The sequence below is a fragment of the Pikeienuella sp. genome (assembly GCF_046290545.1).
GTDB lineage: Bacteria > Pseudomonadota > Alphaproteobacteria > Rhodobacterales > Rhodobacteraceae > Pikeienuella.
Map to the genome: position 1 here is coordinate 23427 of NZ_JBKAGV010000012.1, position 22674 is coordinate 46100.

Below are 22674 nucleotides of genomic sequence, written 5' to 3' on the forward strand. Positions count from 1 at the left end.
ATCGCCGCCGGAATTGTCGATATAGAGCGTAACAGGCCGAAGATAAGGAGCCGAGCCATGATCGCCCTCACCCGCCGCACCGCACTCGCCGCCCTCGCCGCCGCGTCCCTGGCGCCGCTCGCCGCAGAGGCCGAGAGCGGGCCGGAGATCGACGCGAATGTGGACCGCGCGCTCCGCGAGCTCTACGGCACGGTTCCGGGCTCCGAGGAACTCGCCGCCCGCGCCCGCGGCGTGCTCGTCATGCCCTCGGTCGTGAAGGGCGGGCTCATCATCGGCGGCTCCTATGGCGAGGGCGCGCTCCGCGTCGGCGGCGCGACCGAGGCCTATTACAGCGTCGCCGCCGCCTCCATCGGCTACCAGATCGGCGTGCAGCAGACGGCGCACGCGCTCTTCTTCATGACCGACCCGGCGCTCAACCGCTTCCGTACCGCGAACGGATGGGAGCTCGGCGCGGACGCCGAATTCACCGTTCCGGGGGACGGGATCTCGCTGAACCTCGATTCGACGAGCGCGGGCAAGCCCGTCATCGCCATCGTCTTCGCGCAGGACGGGCTCCTCGCCGGGGCAAGCCTCGAAGGGGCGAAATACACGCGCATCGCCCGCTGAACCCGGGCTCCCGCCGGTGCGGGAGCCCGGAAACCTTCAGCGCCTCAGCCGGCGGATGAGGGAGGACGTGTCCCACCGCCCGCCGCCCATCGCCTGCACGTCGCCATAGAACTGGTCCACCAGCGCGGTGCCGGGGAGGGCGGCGCCGTTCGTCTTCGCCTCGTCGAGGCAGATGCCGAGATCCTTCCGCATCCAGTCCACCGCGAAGCCGAAATCGAACTTGTCCTCGCCCATCGTCACCGCGCGGTTCTCCATCTGCCAGGAGCCGGCGGCGCCCTTGGAGATCACGTCGATCACGTCGGGCACGGAAAGCCCGGCGCGGGCCGCGAAGTTCACCGCCTCCGAAAGCCCCTGGAGGAGCCCGGCGATGGCGATCTGGTTGACCATCTTCGTCAGCTGACCGGCGCCCGAGGGCCCGAGCAGCCGCCGCGCGCGCGCATAGGCGTCCATCACCGGGGCCGCGCGGTCGAAATCCGCCGCCTCGCCGCCGCACATGATGGTGAGCACGCCGTTCTCCGCCCCGGCCTGCCCGCCGGAGACCGGCGCGTCCACGAAGCCGAAATCGAGCCCCTTCGCCACCGCATGAAGCTCCCGCGCCACGGCGGCGGAGGCGGTGGTATGGTCGGTGAAGACGGCGCCGGGCGTCATCTCGGAAAAGGCCCCGTCTTCGCCGATGGTCACGGCGCGGAGATCGTCGTCATTGCCGACGCAGGCGAAGACGAGCTCGGCGCCCTTCGCCGCCGCGGCCGGCGTCTTCGCCGCCTTGCCGCCATGCTGGGCCGCCCAGGCCTCCGCCTTCGCCGCGGTGCGGTTGTAGACCGTCACCTCATGCCCGGCCTTCGCGAGATGGCCGGCCATCGGATAGCCCATGACCCCGAGACCGATGAACGCGCAGCGCGCCATGTTTCTTCTCCCCGTCCTTCCCGATAAGCTGGCGCACACTCGCCGCGCGCCGCCGCCCGGTCAAGGGCGCGGGGCCATCGAAGGGAAACGGATGCGGACGATCTTCAGGCTGCTGCTCTGGCTCGGCGGCGCGCTTGTCGCGCTCGCGCTGGCGGCTGCGGGCCTCGGCTGGCATCTCCTCTCCCGCTCCCTGCCGGACTATGGCGAGCGCCTCGCCCTCGCCGGGCTGGAAGCCCCGGTCGAGATCGTGCGGGACGCGAACGCAGTCCCGCACATCCTCGCGACGACGGAGCATGACGCCTTCTTCGCCATGGGCCTCGTCCATGCGCAGGAGCGCCTCTGGCAGATGGAGCTCTCGCGCCGGGGGGCGCAGGGGCGGCTCGCTGAGCTCTTCGGCCCGGCCGCACTGCCCCTCGACCGGCGGCTCCGCGCGCTCTCCCTCCACGCCGTCGCGCGTGCCGGGCTCGATCATCAGAGCGCGGAGACGCGCGCCGCGCTGGAGGCCTACGCCGAAGGCGTAAACGCATGGATCGAGGCGGTGAACGAGGGCGCGCGGGGCCGCGGCGCGCCGGAATTCTTCCTCTTCGGAGAGGGGCTTGCCCCCTGGACGCCGGAAGACAGCCTCGCGATCCTGAAGCTCATGGCGCTCCGCCTCACCGGCGCGGCGGAGAAGGAGACGCGGCGCGCGCGGCTCCTGCGGCAGGCGCCGCCCGAACGGCTGGAGGATCTCTTCCCGCTCAACCCCGATCCGGGCCTCATCGCGCTGCCGACCTTCGCGGAGGCCTTTCCCGGCCTCGATTTCCCGGAGACCCGGCGCGCCGAGGCGGAGACAGGGCCGGAGCGGCTGGCCTGGCTCGAAGGTTTCTTCTTCCCGCCGCAGGGCTTCGAGGGCGCGTCGAACGCCTGGGCCGTCTCCGGCGCCCGGAGCGCGACAGGCGCGCCGATCCTCGCCAACGATCCGCATCTCTGGCTCTCCGCCCCCAGCGTCTGGATGCTGATGCGCGTGGACTTCCCGGAAGAAAGCGCCATCGGCGGCACGCTGCCCGGCGTCCCCGCCATTCTCGTCGGGCGAAACCGCTCCCTCGCCTGGGGTCTCACCACGGTCGGGATGGACGATCAGGATGTCTATATCGAGCAGGTGAACCCCGAAAATCCCGGGGAATACCGCACGCCGGAAGGCTGGGCCCGCTTCATGACGAGGGAGGAGACGATCCGCGCCGCGGGCGGCGTGGAGGAGCGGGTGACGCTCCGCTGGACGCGGCACGGCCCGGTGCCGCCGCCCGATCTCTACGACCTCGGCGCGGTGACGCCGGAGGGCCATGTCGCCGCCCTCTCCTGGACGGCGCTGAATGTGGAGGACCGTTCGATCGAGGGGGCGCTGCGGCTGATGCGCGCCCGCACGATCGAGGAGGCGGAGGCGGCCGGCCGGCTCGTCATCGCGCCGGCCCAGAACGTGACCCTGGCGGACGGCGCGGGCGTCGGCATGATCGTGACCGGCCGCGCGCCGCTCCGCCGGGCGGACAGCCGGAGCCGCGGGCGGCTCCCCTCGCTCGGTTGGATCGCGGAGAATGACTGGCAGGGCCTCCGCGACCCCGGCCTGAACCCCCGGTCGATCCGCCCCCGCTCCGGCGTCGTCGCCAACGCCAACAACCGGACGACGGACGAGGCCTTCCCCGACCATATCTCCTTCGACTGGGAGGCCCCCTATCGCATCCGCCGGCTGGAGCAGAAGCTGAACGCGCGTGAATTCCACACCAAGGAGAGCTTCATCGAATTGCAGAACGACACCGTCTCGGAGATGGCGCGCGCCGTCCTCCCCCTCATCGCCGCCGATCTCTGGTGGACTCGGGACGAGGCGGTGGGCGACGCGAGGGGGGACCGGCGGGAGGCCGCGCTGCAGAAGCTCGGCGCCTGGAACGGCGAGATGAGCGAGCACCAGGCGGAGCCGCTGATCTTCGCCGCCTGGATGCGCGCGCTGACGCGGCGGATCGCGGCGGACGAGCTCGGCGAGCTCTTCGAGGCGGTGGAGGGGCCGCGCCCGCTCTTCATCGAGCGGGTGTTCTATGACGTGGACGGCGCAGCGCGCTGGTGCGACGTGGACAAGACGAACCGGGAGGAGACCTGCCCGGAAATGGCCAAGCTCGCGCTTGACGACGCGCTGGACGAGATCGAGGCGGCGCAGGGCGAGGACATGAGCGCCTGGCGCTGGGGAGAGGCGCACCGCGCGCGCCATGTGGCGACGCCGCTCGGCCTCCGCTTCCCCTTCGACCTCCTCGTGAACATCGAGCACGAGACCTCGGGCGGCGATCACACGCTCCAGCGCGCCCAGACGCGGGGGCGGGGGGAGGAGCCCTATCTGAACGTCCACGCCGCGGGCTATCGCGCCGTCTACGACTTCGCCGATCTCGACCGGTCGGTCTTCATCCTCTCCACCGGCCAGTCCGGCCACCTCCTCTCCCGCCACTACGACGACCTCGCCGCGCTATGGCGGGTGGGGGAATACATCCCGATGTCGATGGCGGAGGCCGATGTGCGGGCCGGCGCGCTCGGCTCGATGATGCTGGAGCCGGCGGAGTAGAGGGGGCCGGCTGCGGACTCCGCCAGGCGGAGCCATCAGGACCGGAGGACGAGGCCGGCCAACGCCGGAACGGGGCGCAAAGGGCCGCGGCTTCCCTCGGGTGGCCGCCTCGAAACGAATGGTTTCAGCGATTTATGGCGCCATGCACTCGAACGATTGCACGTCTCGCGCCGTCGCAATGCAGCCTCCGGTGCGGGAGGGAGGCCGCGGCCCGGGCTGGTCGCCCGAGCCAAGGATCGTGGGGGAAGCGCCGCGCCTTCGCTCGGCCACGCCCGCGAGACCGACCTTCGCCCTACCCCAGCAACTCGTGCGCCAGCGTCAGCGCATCCGCGAGCGCGTCCACCTCAGCCTTCGTGTTGTAGAGGCCGAAGCTCGCGCGGCAGGTCGCCGTCACGCCGAGATGCGCCATCAGCGGCTGCGCGCAATGATGCCCGGCGCGGACTGCGACGCCCTTGCGGTCGATGATCGTGGAGATGTCATGCGGGTGCCCGGCGCCCGCCATGGTGAAGGAGAAGATCGCGCCCTTGCCCGGCGCGTCGCCATGCACGGTCAGCCAGTTGAGCCCGGCGAGCCTGGCCGCGCAATAATCCCTCAGCTCCGCCTCATGCGCGGCGACAGCCTCCATGCCGAGGCCTTCGAGATAGTCGATCGCCGCGCCGAGGCCGATCATCTGCACGATCCCGGGCGTCCCCGCCTCGAAACGGAACGGCGCGTCGGCATAGGTCACCACATCCCGCCCGACCTCGCGGATCATGTCCCCGCCGCCGAGGAAGGGCCGCATCTCCTCCCGCCGCGCCTTCGAAATCCAGAGCGCGCCGGAGGCGGAGGGGCCATAGAGCTTGTGCCCGGTGATCGCATAGAAATCCGCGCCGAGATCGGCGAGGTCTACCGGCATGTGGACCGCGGCCTGGGAGCCGTCGACGCAGACCGGCACGCCCTTCTCATGCGCGCCCTCGACGATCCGCTTCACGTCCACCACCGCGCCGGTGACGTTCGACATGTGGGTGACAGCGACGATCTTCGTCCGCGGCCCGATGGCGGCGAGCACCTTCTCCGCGTCGAGCGAGCCGTCCGGCTCCGGCTCCACCCATTTCAGGACGGCGCCCTGCCGCTCCCGCAGGAAATGCCAGGGCACGATGTTGGCGTGATGCTCGAGCACGGAGAGCACGATCTCGTCCCCCGCCTCCACGCGCGGCGCGGCCCAGGAGGAGGCGACGAGGTTGAGCCCCATCGTGGAGCCGGTGGTGAAGATCACCCCCTCCTCCTCCGGCGCGCCGAGGAAGCGGGCGATCTTGCCGCGCACGGCCTCATACTTGTCGGTCGCGAGGTTGGAGAGGAAATGGAGCCCGCGATGGACGTTGGCGTATTCCTCGGAATAGGCGCGCGTCACCGCCTCGATCACCGCCTTCGGCTTCTGCGCCGAGGCGCCGTTGTCGAGATAGACGAGCGGCTTGCCATGAACGGTGCGGGAAAGGATCGGGAAATCCTTCCGGATCTCCTCGACATCGTAGCGGGGGGCGGCGTGACTGTTCATGTCGCTGATATAAGGCTCGGAAGCAGGAGGGACAGCACGAGACCGAGCATGAAAATCCCGGCGAAGAGCCCGCCCGCCACCCGCAGCGCGCTCTTGAAGCCATGCGCCTCGGCGATGAAGTTCGCGAGGAGCCAGACCACGACGGCGACCATGGCGAGCTGCGCCAGCGCAAGGAAGCCCGCCGCGCCGCCCGCCAGCTCCGGCACCGTCGCCGCAGCGACGAGCGGCGCGAAGATCACCGTCACGAGGCTGTGCCAGGCGACGGCGGCGCCGATCTCGATCATCGCGCCCGTGCCGCCGAAGAGCGCGCCGACCCGGTGGATCAGCACGACGGCGACGAGATAGGCGACGGCGCTGAACAACAGGTTGGAGACGACAAAGCCGAGCCCCGCGCCGCCCTCCCCCGCCATCAGCGAAAGCAGAACGGCGATGCCGGTGGAAAGGCAGAAGGCGAGGCCGAAGAGCATCGCCACGTCGCGCCAGCCGTCAATCCGGTCGATCACCTTCCGCACCGTCGCGCGGGGGGCGCGATAGCTGGCGATCACGTCTTCGATCAGGGTTCCGAACATCAGGCGCCTTGCATTCCAGCGAGCAGAAGCGCGCCGGCCGCGAGGCCGACGACGAGGACGGCCGTCACGGCCATCACGCGATAGGTGTAGCGGAAGCCCTGCGCTTCCGCGACCCCGGCGGAGAGAAAGAAGCCGAAGGCGATGGGGCCGAGGAAGTAGGGCGTCTCCGCCAGCCATCCCTCCGCCATCCCCGCCCAGACCGCGACGCCGGTGACGGCGGCGCCCAAAGCCTCGACCGGGGCGGAGACGAAGGCGGCCCAGAAGACGGCGCAGCGCGTCTCGTACCAGGAGCCGCGCCCGCCGAACGGGCGCGAGACGATCACCGCCGCCGCCGCGGCGACATAGAAGAACGAAGTTCGGACGAGGAAGGCCAGCACGATCCCGAAACCCACATAATCGGGCAGCCGCGCGCCGATCTCCGCAGGCGGCGCGACGACGAGCGAGAGCGAGCGGGAGAGGAAGAAGATCACGTCCGAGAGGAGCGCGAGGAACAGGAGCCGCCCCTCCGAAGGGCGCGACTCGATCAGCGAGCGGGTGGACCAGCGCATGTCCGCCCAGGCGTCAAGCACCCGGTCGGCGTAGCTGCGGCCCGACCTCAGGTCCGGGTCTTCGTCCGGTATCCGGTCGAGCAGGAAACGCCGCTCCGCCGACGCGCCAGTCCGGCGCGAGCCCCCCTTGTCCATGAACGCCCCCACGCTCGCTGCAACGATATTCATGTCAGCCGAACCGGGCGAGCGCAAACGACAATGCTGCGAAACCGAGGAAGACGAGCAGGACCGAGCCGGCGCGGAAGCCGTGCGCCGCCGCGAGCATCGGCGAAAGGAGACCGACCCAGAGAAGCCCCGCGGCGAGCCGCGCCGCCTCCGGCTGCGCCGCCGCCGCGCCGAGGGCGATGACGACCGCCGCCGCCGGGCCGGAGACGAGGCCCGACCAGAAGAGCGCGAGCCGCGTCTCCCGCCAGCCGCCGCGCCCCCCGGCGACGCGGCAGACGAGGCGGATCAGCGCCGCCGAGAGATAGAGCGCGAGCGGGAAGAAGGAGAGGCCGGCGAAAACGCGGGAGGCGAACCACGCCTCCCGTCCCTCCCCCACGGCGAGAACCGGGCGGATCGCCTCCGCCGCCACGTCGCCGAGCGCCAGGAAGGCGGAGGCGCCCATCGCATAGGCGACAAGCCGCGGCTCGCCCGCCCCGTCGGCCCATTCGGCGCGCCAGGACGCGCCCGGCGCCCGCCAGGCGCCGGCGATGCGGGAGACGAGGCTCACCGGATCAGACCTTGCGGCGCACGAGCCAGGCGGCGATCCGGTCCCGGATCACGTCGCGGAGCGGCTCGGACTCGATCTCGCCGATCGCCTCCTCGACGAAGGCGAGCACCATCATGTCCTTCGCCTCGGCCTCCGGCACGCCGCGGGAGCGGAGATAGAAGAGAACGTCCTCGTCCACCGCGCCCGAGGTCGAGCCGTGCGAGCAGGCGACGTCGTCCGCATAGATCTCCAGCTCCGGCTTCGCGTTGAACTCCGCATCGTCGTCGAGCAGCAGCGCCTGGCTGATCTGGTATCCGTCCGTCTTCTGCGCGCCGGGCTTCACGAGGATCTTCCCCTGGAAGACGCCCCGCGCGCCGGATTTCAGCACCTTCTTGAAGACCTGCCGGCTCTCGCAATGGGCGGCCGAATGGGTGACGAAGACCGTGTCGTCGTGGTGGAACCCCGCCGCGCCGATGGCGGCGCCGGCGACATGGCCCTTCGCGCCCTCCCCCGCGAGTTCGAGCACGACCTCGTTGCGCGTCAGCCGCCCGTTCGTCGTCAACGTGAAGCCGCGATAGGCCGCGCGCGCCCCGAGCCGGGCGAAGACATGGGTTGCGGCGAGGCGATCATGGTCCCGGCCTTGCGCGCGGACATGATGGAGCGCGGCGCCCTCGCCGAGTTCGACCTCCATGACCTTGTTGAACCGCGCCGCCGCAGGGCCGTTCTCCAGAAGCGTTGCTTCGGCGCCGGCTTCGACCCTGACGACATGGCGAATCATCGCCTCCGAGCTTTCCGACTCGTGGAGATACCGGAGATGGATCGGGCGGGCCGGCCGGCCCGTCACCCGGATCGCGAAACCCGTATCGGCCTGCGCCGTGTTGAGCGCGGCGAGCGGGCGGGGCACGGGGTTCTGCCCCGCCGCCTCCAGCGCCCCGTAGAGGCCGCGCGCCCAGTGGATGTCCGCCGCGAGCGCGGCCGAAAGCGGCTGTATCTCCACGCCTTCGAGGCGAGGATCGTCAGAGAGGTCGGCGCGGAACACGCCATCGACAAAGACAAGGCGGAGCGCCTCGACCTCGTCGAAGACCTGAACCTCCTCCGGCGCCAGCGCCGCCGCGCGCGGCGCCTCTGCGAGCAGCGGCGCCGGGTCGGTGAAGCGCCAGTATTCGTCCCGCCGCGCCGGGGCGCCGGCGGCGCGGAGCCGGCCGCGGGCCGCCTCCCGCGCCGTTTCGGCCCAGGGCGCGCCCTTTGCGGGGGCGGGCCGGGCGGCGAGCAGCGCCTCCGCCCCTTCCGCCTTCGCCTTCGGCAGCGCCGCCATCACGCCACCCGTCCGAGGATGTCGGCGTAGCCGTTCGTCTCCACTTCGAGCGCAAGCTCGGGCCCGCCCGTCTGCACGATGCGCCCGTCCGCGAGGATGTGGACGACGTCGGGACGGATATGGTCCAGCAGGCGCTGGTAATGGGTGATGACGAGGAACGCCCGCCCCTCGTCCCGGAGCGCGTTGACCCCGTCGGAGACGAGCTTCATCGCGTCGACGTCGAGCCCGCTGTCGGTCTCGTCGAGGATGCACATCTTCGGCTCGAGCACGGCCATCTGGAGGATTTCGTTGCGCTTCTTCTCGCCGCCCGAGAAGCCGACATTGACGGGGCGCTTGAGCATCTCCGCGTCGATCTTCAGCGCCTTCGCCTTCTCCCGCACCAGCTTTAGGAAGGAGCCGGCGTCGATCTCGGGCTCGCCGCGCGCCTTCCTCTGGGCGTTCAGCGCCGTCCGGAGGAAGGTCATGTTGCCGACGCCGGGGATTTCCACCGGGTACTGGAAGGCGAGGAACAGGCCGGCGGCGGCCCGTTCCTCCGGTTCCATCGTCAGAAGGTCGGCTCCGTCGAGTTCCGCGGAGCCGCCATCGACGACATAGCCCTCACGCCCGGCCAGCAGATAGGAGAGCGTCGACTTTCCGGAACCGTTCGGCCCCATGATCGCGTGAACCGTCCCCGGCTCCACGTCCAAAGTCAGACCTTTCAGAATCTGCTTTGGCTCCTCCGCCAGGGAAACCCTGAGATCGCGGACTTTCAGCATCGTCACGTCCTCCTTGCGCCGCGGCCCCGACAGGCCGCTGCGTGTCGCGTTTCGCGCCCGATCTGATCTCGGCCGCCATTTCTTCGAGTTTGGTCGCGATCTGGCCGCGCAGCTCCGGAAAGCGCTCGGCCATGCAGTGCGAGAAGTCCCGCACGCCCGCCTCGGCCAGAGCCACGCGGAAGATCGGGTCCGCGTCCAGGCTCTCCAGCCGCACCACGGTGGAGGCGATGGCGAGGCGCGCCACATCGGAGATGAAGCGGGCGCCGCCGCCCTCGTTGGTCGAATTGTCGAGTTTCGGTTGGTCCAGCATCAGGGATTCTCCCCGGCGCGGCCGCCCCGGAATGGAGCCGTCCCACCGCGCACGGAGCGAGGATTGCAACGGCCGGCCTTTTCATCGCGTTAATCGCGAAAGCCATGAGAATCTCCGCCATCGCCTAGCCCCTGAACACGAGCGCGGCGCCCGCCGCGATCAGAGCGAAGCCGGCGATCACGCCCCAGCTGATCCCCTCCTTGAGATAGAGGACGGAGAAGCCGACGAAGACGACGAGGGTGATCACTTCCTGTATCGTCTTGAGCTGGGCCGCCGAATATACCTGATGTCCTATCCTGTTCGCCGGAACGGCGAGGCAATACTCGAAGAAGGCGATGCCCCAGCTTGCGAGGATCACGATCCAAAGCGCCGTCGACTTGAACTTGAGATGCCCGTACCAGGCCAGCGTCATGAAGACGTTGGAGACGGAAAGCATCAAAATGGGGGCAATCCACGGATTCATGCCGGCTCCGTCGAAACGGCGGTGCCTGAGACGGAGACCATGAGCATCGATTCGCCCACGACCTCATAGTCGAGATCGACGCCCACCACCGCATCCGCCCCGAGCTTCCGCGCCTCGGCCTCCAGCTCCCCGAACGCCGTTTCCCGCGCGTCGCGCAGCTTCGCCTCGTAGGCGCCGGAGCGGCCGCCCACGATGTCGGTGATCCCGGCGAAGAAGTCCCGCACGATGTTCGCGCCCATGATCGCCTCGCCCACCACGATCCCGCGATAGGCGACGATGCGGCGGCCCTCGATGGAGGAAGTTGTGGTGACGATCATCGCCCTGTCCCGATTGAACGCGCAGTCTTGCGCTGCGGCGGCCCTATTTCGTATCGCCCTGCCGGACCCAGCCCAGCATGCAGGCCGTCCAGAGCAGGAAGAGCACGAGCCCGATTGTGACTTCGAGCACCGCCGCCTGCGCCGGCAGGAGGCCGATCTCCAGCGCCAGCCATTCGACGAACTCGTCCACGACCTGGCTCGCGATGAAGATCACCACATGCGCCGCGATCAGCAGCTTCATGCGGAGCGTGAGCCCGAGGCGGCTGGCATGGCCGAGCGAGAAGCGCGGCCGCGCCTCCGTCCGCTGCGGCCTTTCGACGACGGTCATCATCCGACCGATCCTTCCAGTGAGATCGCAACCAGCTTCTGCGCCTCGACGGCGAATTCCATCGGCAGCGCCTGAAGCACCTCCTTGCAGAAGCCGTTGACGACGAGCGCCACCGCCTCCTCCTCGTCCATGCCGCGCTGGCGGCAATAGAAGAGCTGGTCCTCGTCCACCTTCGAGGTCGTCGCCTCATGCTCGACGCGGGAGGAATTGTTGCGAACCTCGATATAGGGAACCGTGTGCGCCCCGCAGTTGCTCCCGATCAGGAGCGAGTCGCACTGCGTGTGGTTGCGCGAACTCTTCGCCTTCGGATGCATGGAGACGAGGCCGCGATAGGTATTCTGCGCCCGTCCGGCGCTGATCCCCTTGGAGACGATGCGGCTGCGGGTGTTCTTCCCGAGATGCACCATCTTCGTGCCGGTGTCGGCCTGCTGGGCGTTGTTGGCGATGGCTATGGAGTAGAATTCGCCCTGGCTCTCGTTCCCGCGCAGGATGCAGGACGGGTATTTCCAGGTGACGGCGGAGCCGGTCTCCACCTGCGTCCACATCACCTTGGAGCGGTCGCCGCGGCAATCGGCGCGCTTGGTGACGAAGTTGTAGATGCCGCCCTTGCCCTCCGCATCGCCCGGATACCAGTTCTGCACGGTCGAATACTTGATCTCGGCATCGTCGAGGGCCACAAGCTCCACCACCGCGGCGTGAAGCTGCGCCACATCCCGCTTCGGCGCGGTGCAGCCCTCAAGATAGCTGACATGGGAGCCCTTGTCGGCGATGATCAGCGTCCGCTCGAACTGCCCGGTATTCTCCGCATTGATGCGGAAATAGGTGGAGAGCTCCATCGGGCAGCGCACGCCCTCCGGCACATAGACGAAGGAGCCGTCGGAAAAGACCGCCGAGTTGAGCGTGGCGTAGAAATTGTCCGAGGTCGGGACGACGGAGCCGAGATACTTCTTCACCAGCTCCGGATGCTCGCGGATCGCCTCCGAGATCGGGCAGAAGATCACGCCGGCCTTCGCCAGCTCGTCCTTGAAGGTCGTGCCGAGGGAGACCGAGTCGAACACCGCGTCGACGGCGACCTTGCGGCCCTCCGCCGGCATGTCCTCCGCGCCCTCGACCCCGGCGAGGATCGCCTGCTCCTTCAGCGGGATGCCGAGCTTGGCGTAGGTCTCCAGCAGCGCCGGGTCCACCTCGTCCAGCGATTTCGGGCGCGAGGCGGCCATCGAGGCCGGGCGGGCGTAGTAATACTGCTTCTGGAAGTCGATCTTCGGATAGGAGACCATCGCCCATTCGGGTTCCGTCATCTCCAGCCAGCGCCGATAGGCGGCGAGCCGCCATTCGAGCATCCATTCCGGCTCCTCGTTCCGCTCGGAGATGAGGCGCACGATGTCTTCCGAGAGGCCCATCGGGGCGAACTCGGTCTCGATCTCGGTGGAGAAGCCATACTTGTAGCTGTCGCCGACGGCGCGCACCGCCTCCACCGTCTCGTCGTCCACGCCGTCCTTCACGCGGAGATCTTCAAGCGCCATCTTCGTCTCCTCCCGGCCCTCAGGCCGCTTTCACGGACCGGCGGCGCCAGGCCGCCGTCCATGCCTCGGCGAAGGCCAGAACCTCCGCCTCTGTATTCGTCGGCCCGAGCGAAACGCGGATCGCGCTCGAAGCCGTCGTCTCGTCGAACCCCATGGCGAGCAGAACCCGGCTCGCCCGCGCCACCTTGCCGGAGGAGCAGGCGGAGCCCGCGCTCACGGCGAAGCCGGCAAGGTCCATCGCCATCACCTGCGTCTCCCCCGCCCAGCCCGGAACCGCGAAGCAGGACGTGTTCGGCAGCCGCGGCGCCTCTCTCCCAAGAATGATGAGATCGGGCGCCGCGTCTTCAAGGCGGCTTTCTAGAATATTTCTAAGTTCGGCGACGCGCTCCCACGCGCCGGCCTCCAGCTCCGCCTTCGCGGCGCGGGCGGCGGCGGCGAAGCCGGCGATGCCGATCACGTTCTCCGTCCCGGCGCGCCAGCCCTCCTCCTGCCCGCCGCCGCGGACGAGCGGATGGGGATGCTCGCGGTCGTCATGGATGAAGGCGCCGACGCCCTTGGGCCCGCCGATCTTGTGCGCGGAAAGCGCCCCGGTCGCCGCTCCGCTTTCGCGGAAGGAGAAGGCCATGCGCCCCACGGCCTGCGTCGCGTCGCAATGCGGGCGGGCGCCGCGCGCCTTCGCGATGCGGAAGAGGTCCTCCGACGGGTCGATCACGCCCGTCTCCCCGTTCGCCGCCGCGACGGAGAGGACGGCGACGCCCTCCGGGATCGCCGGGTCGTCGCTGACCGGGCCGACGCCGTGAAAGAGCGGATGGTCGCGGTGAAGGCGGCCCGCCTCGTCCACCGGCAGCGCCTCGTCATGAAGCGCGCCCCAGTGCGCGGCGGCGACGACGCTCTCATGCTCCGTCGCGGCGAAGAAGCCGGAGCCGCGCCAGAGCCGGGCGAAGGCCATCGTGTTCGCCTCCGAGGCGCCGGAGGTGAAGACGACCTGCCCGGGCTCGCAGCCCGCCAGCGCGGCGACGTCGGCCCGCGCCCGCTCGACGATCGCCCGCGCCGCCCGCCCTTCGGCATGGACGGCGGAGGGGTTCCCCGCCTCGTCCATCGCCGCGAGCATGGCTTCGCGCGCCTCGGGCCTGAGGGGCGCCGAGGCGTTCCAGTCCAGATATGCGCGCCGCCGCGTCACGCCCGCGCGCCCTCCTCTTCGAGAAGCGCGGTGAAGTCCGGCACCGCCGGGCAGGGCGCCATCCGGTCCCCCACCACGTCGGCCAGCGTCGTCTGGTTCAGAAAGACATAGACATGGGAGGAAAGCTGCTCCCAGAGATTGTGCGTCAGGCACATGGCCTTGGAGCCGCCGCAGCCGTCTCCCTGCCCGCCCTCGCAACCCATCGCGTTCAGCCGCTCGTCCACCGCCGCCATGATCGCGGAGATGCGCGTGCCCTCCGGCCCGTGGGCGAGCCGGTAGCCGCCGCCGGGGCCGCGCACGCTCTCCACCAGCCCGGCCTTCCGCAGCTTCACGAAGAGCTGTTCGAGATAGGCGAGCGAAATGTCCTGCCGCTTTGCGATGTCCGCGAGGCTGACGAGCGCGGAAGGGCCCTGAAGCGCGATGTCGGCCAGCGCGGTGACCGCGTAGCGTCCCTTTGTGCTCAGCTTCATGGCCTCTCTCCTCCGCCTGCGACGTTTCAGCGCGAATCGTTGACCGGGCGGCGCACGAAGGCTTAATCAGCCACTTCGCGCGCGGGCCCGCCGACGACCCGGCGAAAGTTGGAACGGTTCTAAATTGACTGAGCGCAACAGTCAACGATTCCCGGCCGGGGCCGCGCCCGCCCCCGAAAGACAGGATGACCGATGCCCGAAGTGATCTTCCCCGGCCCTGACGGCCGACTCGAAGGCCGTTATCATCCGCAAAAGGAGAGGGACGCGCCGATCGCGCTCATCCTCCACCCGCACCCGCAATTCGGCGGGACGATGAACAACAAGGTTGTCTACAACCTCCACTACATATTCCACCGCCTCGGCTATTCCGTGCTCCGCTTCAACTTCCGCGGCGTCGGGCGCAGCCAGGGCGAGTTCGACCACGGGATCGGCGAGCTTTCCGACGCGGCGGCGGCGCTCGACGATCTCCAGAGCCTGAAGCCCGACGCGAAGATCACCTTCATCGCCGGCTTCTCCTTCGGCGCCTGGATCGGGATGCAGCTCCTGATGCGGCGGCCCGAGGCCTCCGGCTTCATCTCCGTCGCGCCGCCGGCGAATATGTACGACTTCACCTTCCTCGCGCCCTGCCCCTCCTCCGGCCTCATCATCAACGGGGAGAATGACAGGATCGCCCCGCCGGAGGACATCGTGAAACTGGTGGAGCGGCTCCAGGCGCAGCGGGGCATCACCATCACGCATGAGACGGTGCCGGGCGCGAACCATTTCTTCGAGCAGGGGATGGACGAGATGACCGCGACGGTCGAGGCCTATGTCGCGAAGCGCACCGCGGAGCTCAAGGCCCAGGTCGCCGCGCAGAGGTGACAGTCCCGGGCGGCGGGCTATGTCCCGCCGCATGACCGAGAAGCCCGCCGCCGAAATCCTCTACAATGAAACCTGCCCCGTCTGCGCGGCCGAGATCGCGCATTACCGCGCCCATGCGGAGGCGCGCGCCCTGCCGCTCGCCTTCCTGCCGCTCTCCGAGGCCGCCCGTTTCGGGCTGGGCGAGGAGGAGGCGGCGCGGCGGCTCCATGTGCTGAAGGCGGGGCGGCTCCTCTCCGGCGTCCCGGCCTTCCTCGCGCTCTGGGAGGAGATGCCGCGTTTCCGCCCCCTCGCCCGCGTCGTCGGCCTGCCGGGCGTCCGCCATCTCGCCGCCCTCGTCTATGACTTCATCCTCGCGCCCGCGCTCTACGCCGCCCATCGGCGGCGTCAGGCCCGCTCTCAGGGCCTTGCGATCCGCCCGCCGGAGACAGGCGCGGCGCAGCCCGTCGTCGAGGGCGCGGAGGTCGGCAAGCCGCGCAAGACGCGGACGGCGAGCCAGGCGAAGGCCTGAGCCTCCAGCATGTCCCCGTCGAGCCCCGCCGCCTCGACGGGCTCGACCGGGGCGCCGAGCCGCTCCGCCAGCAGCGCCATCATCGCCCCGTTCCGCCGCCCGCCGCCGCAAACGAGCCATCGCGACGGCGGTGAGGGCGACCACCGAAGCGCCTCGGCCACGCAATCGACCGTGAGCGCCGTCAGCGTCGCCGCGCCGTCCTCGAGCGATAGCCCCTCCATCGCGGCGAGGAGCGCGGAAAAGGCGTTCCGGTCCAGCGATTTCGGCGGCCGGCGTTCGAGATAGGCGCGCGCCGCATTGGAACTCAACCGATCCCGATGGACCCGCCCCGCGGCGGCGGCGCGCCCGCCCTCGTCCATCGCCGCGCCCGCCCGCCGCATCATCCAGTCGTTCACCAGCGCATTGCCCGGCCCGGTGTCGAAGGCCAGGAGCGCGCCCTCCGCCTCGGGCGCCGGCCTCGCCGGATCGACCCAGGTGACGTTCGCGACCCCCCCGATGTTGAGGAAGGCGACGGGCGCCGAGCCGCCGATCCGCCGCGCCAGCGCGAAATGGAAGAACGGGGCGAGCGGCGCCCCCTCCCCCCCCACCTTCATGTCGGCGGAGCGGAAATCCCACACCACGGGGCGGTTGAGCGCGCGGGCGAGCGCCGCGCCGTCCCCCAGCTGCCAGGTCCACCCCTCTTCCGGCGCATGGGCGACCGTCTGGCCGTGAAAGCCGATCAGCTCCGGCGCCGCCCCCGCCTCCGCGATCAGCCGCGCCGCCGCGCCGGCATGGAGCGAGACGACCTCCCGCTCCGCCGCCGCCAGAATCGCGGCGTCGCCGCCGGCGGCGGGCCGGAAGCGCCGCCAGTCCGCCGCCACCGCGGAGAGCGCGTCCGTCTCCCCCGGCGCATAGGCCATGAAGCGCGAGGGGCCGAAGGCGGAGATCGTCTCCCCGTCCGTCTCCAGCATCGCGGCGTCCACCCCGTCCATCGAGGTGCCGGACATCAGCCCGAGCGCCCGGATCGTCTCCGCCATGCCCTTCCTTTCATCGCCCGCTCCGGTATAGAGCGGCGGAAACGCGCCGGCCAGCGAGCGACAGATGATCTACACGCCGAAATCCGACTTCCTGCACATCCTCCTCGCGCGGGGCTTCGTGCAGGACTGCACCGACATGCAGGGCCTCGACGAGGCGCTCCTCAAGGGCGTGGTCCCCGGCTATGTCGGCTACGATTGCACCGGCGCCTCGCTCCATGTCGGCCATCTCGTCAACATCATGCTCCTGCGCTGGCTGCAGAAGACGGGGCACAAGCCCGTCACCCTCATGGGCGGCGGCACGACGCGGATCGGCGACCCTTCCGGCAAGGACGAGGCGCGCCAGCTCCTGACGGACGAAAAGATCGCGGAGAACATGGCCGGCATCCGCCAGGTCTTCTCCCGCTTCCTCGCCTATGGAGACGGGCCGACCGACGCGATCATGCCGAACAATGCGGACTGGCTGGGCCAGCTCAACTACATCGACTTTCTGCGGGATTACGGCCGCCACTTCACCATCAACCGGATGCTGAGCTTCGAGAGCGTGAAGTCCCGGCTCGACCGGGAACAGCCGCTGACCTTCCTCGAATTCAACTACATGCTGCTCCAGGCCTACGACTTCATGGAGATGAACCGGCGCATGGGCGTCCGTCTCCAGATGGGCGGGTCGGACCAGTGGGGGAACATCGTCAACGGCGTCGATCTCTCCCGCCGGATCAACGGCGCGGAGGTGTTCGGGCTGACGACGCCGCTCCTGACCCGGGCGGACGGCGCGAAGATGGGCAAGTCCGCCTCCGGCGCCGTCTGGCTGAACGAGGAGATGCTGCCGGCCTGGGACTTCTGGCAGTTCTGGCGGAACACGATGGACGCCGATGTCGGCAAGTTCCTGAAGCTCTTCACCGAATTGCCGCTGGACGAGATCGCGCGGCTGGAGGCGCTCGAAGGCGCGGAGCTGAACGAGGCGAAGACCATCCTCGCCAACGAGGTCACGGCGCTCGCCCGCGGGCGGGAGGCGGCGGAGCGCGCGGCGGCGACGGCGGCGGAGACTTTCGGCGCCGGCGGCGCGGGGGCGGACCTGCCGCGTGTCGCCTTCACGGCGGAGGAGGCGGCGGCGGGCGTCTCCGCCGCGCAGCTCTTCCTCCGGGCGGGCCTCGCCGCCAGCGGCAAGGAGGCGAAGCGGCTGATCGCGGAAGGCGGCGCGCGGGTGAACGACGAGCCGGTGACGGATGCGGGGCGCCTCTTCGCCGCGTCCGATTTCGCCTCCGGCCCGCTGAAGCTCAGCGCGGGCAAGAAGCGCCACGCCATCGCGGAGATCGGCTGACCGCCCCTACCGCCCGACCCGCGGCGCCGGCTCCGCGCCGTCGAGCGTGAGCGAGGCGTCGTCCGTCCCCCCGCCCTCGAAGATGCGGCGCAGGATGCCGGGCGTCAGCGCGGAGAGCGGGTTGACCGAAACGTCCGGGTCCCCCGCCGGGCCCGAGACGGAGAAGGTGACGGCGAAGACGCCCTGCCCCTTGCCCCCGGTCAGGATCGTCCCGATCACCGGGATCGCGCCCACCGCGCTGTTGAGGCCGTAGAGCGGGGTGAAGACGCCGTCCATGTCCAGCCGGTCCTCCGCCAGGAGGTAATCGCCGGAGATGTTCACGCCGATCGAGGGGCCGGTCGCCGTCGCATCCTTCAGCGTCAGCCGCTCCTCGCCATAGGCGAAGGGCGCGCGGATGCGGCGGAAGACGATCCCCTCCTCCCGCATCGTGGCGCGGAGGTCCGAAAGCTCCGCGCCGGCGAGCAGCGCCTCAAGCTTCGCATCCTCGTGGATCACGATGTCATCCACCCGCACCATGCCGGCGAGGCGGAAGGGTTCGCCCTTCTCGATCCGGGCGTTGAGCTTCAGCGCCCCGCCCGCCCCGTCGTCGAAGACCTTGGCGCCGCGGAGGAAGCCGCCCGCATCCGCGATGTCGAGCGTGAGCCGCCCGCCCTCAGGCCCCCGGCGGAAATCGGCGACGACGCGGGCGCCGCCCGCCACCCGCGCCTCGCCCTCCGCGATCACCGCGTCGCGCGCGGTGCGGCGGAAATTGCCGGAAACGTCGGTGAAGCTCTGCGTCTCGGTCACGACGAGCCGCCCGATCTTCGCGTCGATCCGGAACGGCGCGACCGCGGCGCCGCGCTCCGGCGCCGCGTCGCCCGCCGCGCCGTCGGACATGGCGTCGTCCAGCAGGTCCTCAAGCCGCGTGAGGTCGAGGAGCGGCCCCTCCGCCGCGATGCGCCAGCGGTCCTCCGTCCGCCGGGCGGAGAGCGCGAGGTCCACCGCCTCGCGGAAGCGGAAGCGGGAAAGCTCGACCCGCTCCGGCGCGCCCGCAGCGTCCGTCTCCGCCGCGCCGGCGGCCGAAAGGCCGGGCGCCTCGATCTCGAACCGGTCGAGCCTCAACCGCGCGCCCGCAATCTCCCCGGCGGCGGAGAGGGCGCCGGCGTCGCCCCGGCCCTTCGTCCAGCCGATCTCGGGTATGGCGAGCGCGCCGCCGGCGAGATCGGCCGAGACCGCGAAGCGCGCGCCCGCCCCGCCGGGCTCGATCGTCGCCGTCACCGGGATCGTTCCCGCCGTGAACCAGCCCTGCGAGATCCCGAATTCGGCGATCCGCTCCGGCGTCGCCTCCGCCCGCGCCGTGATCGAGCGCGCGGCGGGGGAGAAGACCTCCCGCCATTCCACCGCGGCGGGGAGCCCCGCGGCGACCACGTCGCCCGAAAGGAGGAAGCCCGCCGTGCTCGCCTCCAGCGTCAGCGCCGCCGCCGTGACTTCCCGCTCCAGCCCCGGCGCGACAAGCGCGACGTCGGTCATCATGGCGGTCGCCGCCGCCGCCACGTCTTCGAGGAGCAGATCCTTCAGCAGCGGAAAGGTCGAGACCGCCTCGATCGCCGCCTCCCCCGCAACGTCGCCGAGCGGCACGCCGAGCTGCGAGGTGAGGCCGAGCGGCTCCTCGTCGATCAGCGCCAGCGCGTCCGCCACGCGGCCCTTCGCGCGGATGCGCGCCTCGCCCGGCGTGTCCGGATGGTTGAGGTCCGCGATCACGAAGGTGGAGCCCGCAAGGTCGAGCGCCGCGCCGCCCGTCGGCGTCACATGCCCGGAATCGAGCGCCAGCGAGAAGCGCTGGAGGTCGACCTGCCCCGAGCCGACCCCGCCGAGGATCGGCGGCATCGGCCGGAGGTAATGGCCGACCGTATCCTTGAAGGTGAAGTCGATCTTCACCTCCTCGGCCTCGCCGCCGAGGCGCAGCACCGCGTCCGCCTCCGTCACGGTGGCGGCCTCCATGTTCTCCCGCATCCAGAGCAGCGCGCCCGGCGCCGCCTCCCGCGGCCAGTGCTCCAGCATCTCCGCGAGCGAGATGTCGGCGCCGCCGAGAACCATGTCCGTCCGCCAGCCCCCCGCCTCGGGCCAGAGCCGCCCGGCGGCGGAAAGGCTCATCCGCTCCCGCTCCAGCCGCAGCTCCCCGATCTCGATGAGAAGCGGATCGAGCGTGATCCGCCCGGTCAGCCGCGCCGCGCGATAGGGCAGCGGCGCGTCGAGCAGTTCGGGCGCGGAGACGCGGATATCGGAGAGGTCGAGCTGCGCCACCACGTCGAGCGGCTCCTCCGCCTCGTCCCGCCCGACCTGCACGAAGCCGGCGCCGGTGAAGGCCGCGCGGTCCGAAGCGAGCGAGACCTCCCCGATCTCGAACCGCTCCGCCGCCGGGTCGAAGACGAAGTCGAGCGCCGCGCGCTCCAGCGGCTCCACCGCCCCGCCGCCGAGCGCGACCTTCCCGGCCCCTGCTTCGAGCCGGCCCGAAAGCGCGGTCAGCGTTCCGGCCGCATCCATTTCGAGGTCGATCTTCCCGCCCACCGGCGCATCGAACGCCGCCATCCAGTCGAGCGCGACGATCTGCCCGGCGATGTCCGCCGGCGCCGCATTCTCGAAGGCCGCGCTCATCCGCACGGCGCCCGATGGCGCGCGCCATCCCCTGAGAGAGAGCGCCACGCGGCCATGCGCGCCCCCCGCGAGCGTCGCCTCCGCGCGGACGCCGACGCTCTCCCCCGCGAAGCGGAACCGGATGTCCGCGCCCTCCGCGCGATAGGCGCGTCCCGCGAACCGGTCGAGATAGAGGATCGAGGCGTCCGCCAGGCGCAGGCGGACGCGCCCCTCGGGCTCGGCGGGGAGGGGAGAGGCGGCCGCCGGCCCCGTCTCCGCGGAGATTGCGGCGACGAGCCGGGCGAAGGCCGCCGCGCCCTCCCCCTCCTCGTCCTCCTTCAGCCCGCCGAAGCCGAACCGGAACGCGCCCGAAGCGTCCCGCACCAGCCGGCCGGATATGCCCGTGAGCGCCACGTCGTCCGGCGTGAAGCGCCCCTCCAGCAGCGACCGGAGCGCGAAGCGGGCGGAAATCTCGGGGACGACCGCGAACGGCCCCGTCTCGTCGTCGATCAGCGTGACGCCGGAAAGCGCGACCGCCGCGCCCCCGCCTTCCTCCCGCGGCAGCAGCGCGAGCCGCGCCGAACCGATCTCGACATGCGCGCCCGGCGTGCGCGCGGAGGCCTCCCGCTCGATGACCGGCGCGAGGAAGGAGAGGTCGAGCGGGCCGACGGCGAGCCGGAACCAGAGCCCCGCGACAAGAACAAGCGAAAGGAGCAGCGCGCCGCTCGCCAGCGCCGCCGCGAGCCGCCCGAGGCGCAGGAGCGGCCCGCGCCGCGCCGGCGCCCGCCCTCCCTTCGCCTCGCCCTCGTTCATCGCCGCGCTCCCCGCGCCCGGCCCGGCGCCCTTGACGGACGGGGGGGCGGATTACCTATCGTCGGGCGAACGACCTGCGCCGCGTTCGCCCGAACGCTTCATCACACTGAAATAAGTCCGCTTGAAGGAACGCGCCATGACAATTCCGCAAGGCCCCGAAATCGGCGCCCCCGCCCCCGCCTTCGACCTGCCGGCCACGGGCGGCTCCGCGAAGCTCGCCGACCATGCCGGCAAGGCCGTCGTCCTCTACTTCTACCCGAAGGACGACACGCCCGGCTGCACCACGGAGGCGCAGGACTTCACCGCCGCCGCCGCCGATTTCGCCGCCGCGGGCGCGGTCGTCATCGGCGTCTCGAAGGACCCGCTGAAGAGCCACGAGAAATTCGCGGCGAAGCGCGGCCTCACCGTCATCCTCGGATCGGACGAGACCGGGACGACCTGCGAGGATTACGGCGTCTGGGTCGAGAAGAGCATGTACGGCAAGACCTATATGGGCGTCGAACGCGCCACCTTCCTGATCGACGGCGCCGGCATCGTCCGCGGCGTATGGCGCAAGGTGAAGGTGAAGGGCCACGCGGCGGAGGTGCTGGAGGCGGCGAAGGCCCTTGGCTGAGCCGGGCCTCTGCGAGCGCGCCCTCGACGTCCTCGCCGAGCCCGACGCGCGGGAGAAGGCGCGGAAATCCCGCGCCCACGCCGCCGCCTGGCGCGCGGCGCGGGAGGCGGGCCATGCGGAGCCGGGCGAGGCCGCGCCGCCCGATGCGCCCGCGCGCCCCGCGCGGCCCGAACTCCTCGACCCGCGGGAGATGCCGAAGCGCCGCCGCGGCGGGGTTCAGGGCCGCGTCGCCCTCCTCCACGCCATCGCGCATATCGAGCTCAACGCCATAGACCTCCACTGGGACATGGCGGCCCGCTTCGCCGGCGAGGGATTGCCCCCCGGCTTCGCCGACGACTGGGTGAGCGCGGCGGATGACGAGGCGAAGCATTTCGGCCTCCTCGCCGACCGGCTGGAAGCGCTCGGCTCCTCCTATGGCGCGCTCCCGGCCCATGCCGGCATGTGGCGCGCGGCGGAGGAGACGAAGGGAGACCTCCTCGCCCGCCTCGCCATCGTGCCGATGGTGCTGGAGGCGCGGGGGCTGGACGTGACCCCCGGCATGGTCGCCGCCTTCGAGGCGGCGGGGGACGAGGAGAGCGCCGCCGCGCTCCGCGTGATCCAGGCGGAGGAGGTGGCGCATGTCGCCTATGGCTCGAAATGGTTCAACTTCCTCTGCGGAAGGCGGAACGAGGACCCGAAACCCGCCTTCCACGCCCTTGTCCGCCGGCATTTCCCCGGCGGGCCGAAGCCGCCCTTCGCCGAGGCGGCGCGCGCCGAGGCCGGGTTGCCGCCGGATTTCTACTGGCCGCTGGTGGAATCGGAAACGCTTCGTGACCGCGGGACGGGAAATTCTTGAAGGCGGC

23 protein-coding genes are annotated in these 22674 nt (G+C 70.7%); 7 read left to right on the plus strand and 16 right to left on the minus strand.

The window, feature by feature from the left end:
- Nucleotides 1-57: 57 nt before the first annotated feature.
- Nucleotides 58-606, plus strand: coding sequence for a YSC84-related protein (locus tag ACE37J_RS10355; protein WP_409711016.1), 549 nt, complete (start codon nt 58-60; stop codon nt 604-606).
- A gap of 36 nt (nt 607-642) precedes the next feature.
- On the opposite strand, the gene ACE37J_RS10360 is transcribed toward ACE37J_RS10355, so the two are convergent.
- Nucleotides 643-1509 carry an NAD(P)-dependent oxidoreductase gene (locus ACE37J_RS10360; protein ID WP_409711018.1) on the minus strand — a complete coding sequence of 289 codons (867 nt, stop codon included), beginning with the start codon at nt 1507-1509 and terminating at the stop codon, nt 643-645.
- A gap of 91 nt (nt 1510-1600) precedes the next feature.
- On the opposite strand from ACE37J_RS10360, the gene ACE37J_RS10365 reads away from it, so the two are divergent.
- Complete coding sequence (locus ACE37J_RS10365) at nt 1601-4087, plus strand: penicillin acylase family protein (RefSeq protein WP_409711020.1); 2487 nt, start codon at nt 1601-1603, stop codon at nt 4085-4087.
- A 292-nt stretch (nt 4088-4379) separates the two neighbouring features.
- On the opposite strand, the gene ACE37J_RS10370 is transcribed toward ACE37J_RS10365, so the two are convergent.
- The 13 genes from ACE37J_RS10370 to ACE37J_RS10430 all read right to left on the minus strand — a co-directional run bounded on the left by ACE37J_RS10370 (nt 4380) and on the right by ACE37J_RS10430 (nt 14090).
- Complete coding sequence (locus ACE37J_RS10370; protein ID WP_409711022.1) at nt 4380-5621, minus strand: cysteine desulfurase; 1242 nt, start codon at nt 5619-5621, stop codon at nt 4380-4382.
- Nucleotides 5618-6190 carry a YIP1 family protein gene (locus tag ACE37J_RS10375; protein ID WP_409711024.1) on the minus strand — a complete coding sequence of 191 codons (573 nt, stop codon included), beginning with the start codon at nt 6188-6190 and terminating at the stop codon, nt 5618-5620. The genes ACE37J_RS10370 and ACE37J_RS10375 overlap by 4 nt, the downstream gene beginning before the upstream one ends.
- Nucleotides 6190-6873: a hypothetical protein gene (locus tag ACE37J_RS10380; protein ID WP_409711026.1), complete on the minus strand. Its 684-nt coding sequence runs from the start codon at nt 6871-6873 to the stop codon at nt 6190-6192. The genes ACE37J_RS10375 and ACE37J_RS10380 overlap by 1 nt, the downstream gene beginning before the upstream one ends.
- 34 nt (nt 6874-6907) lie before the next feature.
- Nucleotides 6908-7450, minus strand: a complete 543-nt coding sequence (locus tag ACE37J_RS10385) for a hypothetical protein (protein WP_409711028.1) — start codon at nt 7448-7450, stop codon at nt 6908-6910.
- Nucleotides 7451-7454: 4 nt separating this feature from the next.
- Nucleotides 7455-8744 (minus strand): Fe-S cluster assembly protein SufD, encoded by a 1290-nt coding sequence (sufD, locus tag ACE37J_RS10390; RefSeq protein ID WP_409711030.1) that lies wholly within the window; start codon nt 8742-8744, stop codon nt 7455-7457.
- Entirely contained in the window at nt 8744-9448 is a 705-nt protein-coding gene (sufC, locus tag ACE37J_RS10395) for a Fe-S cluster assembly ATPase SufC (RefSeq protein WP_409711246.1), read from the minus strand. Before sufC ends, sufD begins: the two co-directional genes overlap by 1 nt.
- Nucleotides 9342-9809, minus strand: a complete 468-nt coding sequence (locus tag ACE37J_RS10400) for a hypothetical protein (protein WP_409711032.1) — start codon at nt 9807-9809, stop codon at nt 9342-9344. The genes sufC and ACE37J_RS10400 overlap by 107 nt, the downstream gene beginning before the upstream one ends.
- Before the next feature lie 124 nt (nt 9810-9933).
- Entirely contained in the window at nt 9934-10272 is a 339-nt protein-coding gene (locus ACE37J_RS10405; protein WP_409711034.1) for a DMT family protein, read from the minus strand.
- Nucleotides 10269-10589: a heavy metal-binding domain-containing protein gene (locus tag ACE37J_RS10410; protein ID WP_409711036.1), complete on the minus strand. Its 321-nt coding sequence runs from the start codon at nt 10587-10589 to the stop codon at nt 10269-10271. The genes ACE37J_RS10405 and ACE37J_RS10410 overlap by 4 nt, the downstream gene beginning before the upstream one ends.
- Nucleotides 10590-10632: 43 nt before the next feature.
- Nucleotides 10633-10920 carry a hypothetical protein gene (locus ACE37J_RS10415; protein ID WP_409711038.1) on the minus strand — a complete coding sequence of 96 codons (288 nt, stop codon included), beginning with the start codon at nt 10918-10920 and terminating at the stop codon, nt 10633-10635.
- Entirely contained in the window at nt 10917-12440 is a 1524-nt protein-coding gene (gene sufB / locus ACE37J_RS10420) for a Fe-S cluster assembly protein SufB (protein WP_409711040.1), read from the minus strand. The genes ACE37J_RS10415 and sufB overlap by 4 nt, the downstream gene beginning before the upstream one ends.
- Nucleotides 12441-12459: 19 nt before the next feature.
- Nucleotides 12460-13620: a cysteine desulfurase family protein gene (locus ACE37J_RS10425; RefSeq protein WP_409711042.1), complete on the minus strand. Its 1161-nt coding sequence runs from the start codon at nt 13618-13620 to the stop codon at nt 12460-12462.
- On the minus strand, nt 13617-14090 hold the full coding sequence (locus ACE37J_RS10430) for an Rrf2 family transcriptional regulator (protein WP_409711044.1): 474 nt from the start codon (nt 14088-14090) through the stop codon (nt 13617-13619). The genes ACE37J_RS10425 and ACE37J_RS10430 overlap by 4 nt, the downstream gene beginning before the upstream one ends.
- A gap of 192 nt (nt 14091-14282) precedes the next feature.
- Between ACE37J_RS10430 and ACE37J_RS10435 the strand changes: the two genes are divergently transcribed.
- A complete protein-coding gene (locus ACE37J_RS10435) occupies nt 14283-14951 on the plus strand; it encodes an alpha/beta hydrolase (RefSeq protein WP_409711046.1) in 669 nt (222 codons plus the stop codon).
- A 31-nt stretch (nt 14952-14982) separates the two neighbouring features.
- Nucleotides 14983-15459, plus strand: a complete 477-nt coding sequence (locus tag ACE37J_RS10440; protein WP_409711048.1) for a thiol-disulfide oxidoreductase DCC family protein — start codon at nt 14983-14985, stop codon at nt 15457-15459.
- Here the strand turns inward: ACE37J_RS10440 and ACE37J_RS10445 are convergent.
- The gene (locus tag ACE37J_RS10445; protein WP_409711050.1) at nt 15348-16475 is read right to left on the minus strand and encodes an anhydro-N-acetylmuramic acid kinase; all 1128 of its coding nucleotides are present in this window, start codon (nt 16473-16475) and stop codon (nt 15348-15350) included. The two genes, ACE37J_RS10440 and ACE37J_RS10445, sit on opposite strands and share 112 nt — an antisense overlap.
- A gap of 64 nt (nt 16476-16539) precedes the next feature.
- Here ACE37J_RS10445 and tyrS point away from each other — a divergent pair, with 64 nt between their 5' ends.
- The gene (tyrS, locus tag ACE37J_RS10450; protein ID WP_409711052.1) at nt 16540-17793 is read left to right on the plus strand and encodes a tyrosine--tRNA ligase; all 1254 of its coding nucleotides are present in this window, start codon (nt 16540-16542) and stop codon (nt 17791-17793) included.
- 6 nt (nt 17794-17799) lie between these two features.
- Here the strand turns inward: tyrS and ACE37J_RS10455 are convergent, their stop codons facing one another.
- On the minus strand, nt 17800-21219 hold the full coding sequence (locus ACE37J_RS10455) for an AsmA-like C-terminal region-containing protein (protein ID WP_409711054.1): 3420 nt from the start codon (nt 21217-21219) through the stop codon (nt 17800-17802).
- A gap of 136 nt (nt 21220-21355) precedes the next feature.
- Between ACE37J_RS10455 and ACE37J_RS10460 the strand changes: the two genes are divergently transcribed.
- Together ACE37J_RS10460 and ACE37J_RS10465 are read left to right on the plus strand one after the other, a co-directional pair.
- A complete protein-coding gene (locus ACE37J_RS10460) occupies nt 21356-21832 on the plus strand; it encodes a peroxiredoxin (protein WP_409711056.1) in 477 nt (158 codons plus the stop codon).
- Nucleotides 21825-22667 (plus strand): ferritin-like domain-containing protein, encoded by an 843-nt coding sequence (locus ACE37J_RS10465; RefSeq protein ID WP_409711058.1) that lies wholly within the window; start codon nt 21825-21827, stop codon nt 22665-22667. Before ACE37J_RS10460 ends, ACE37J_RS10465 begins: the two co-directional genes overlap by 8 nt.
- The last annotated feature ends 7 nt before the right edge of the window (nt 22668-22674 follow it).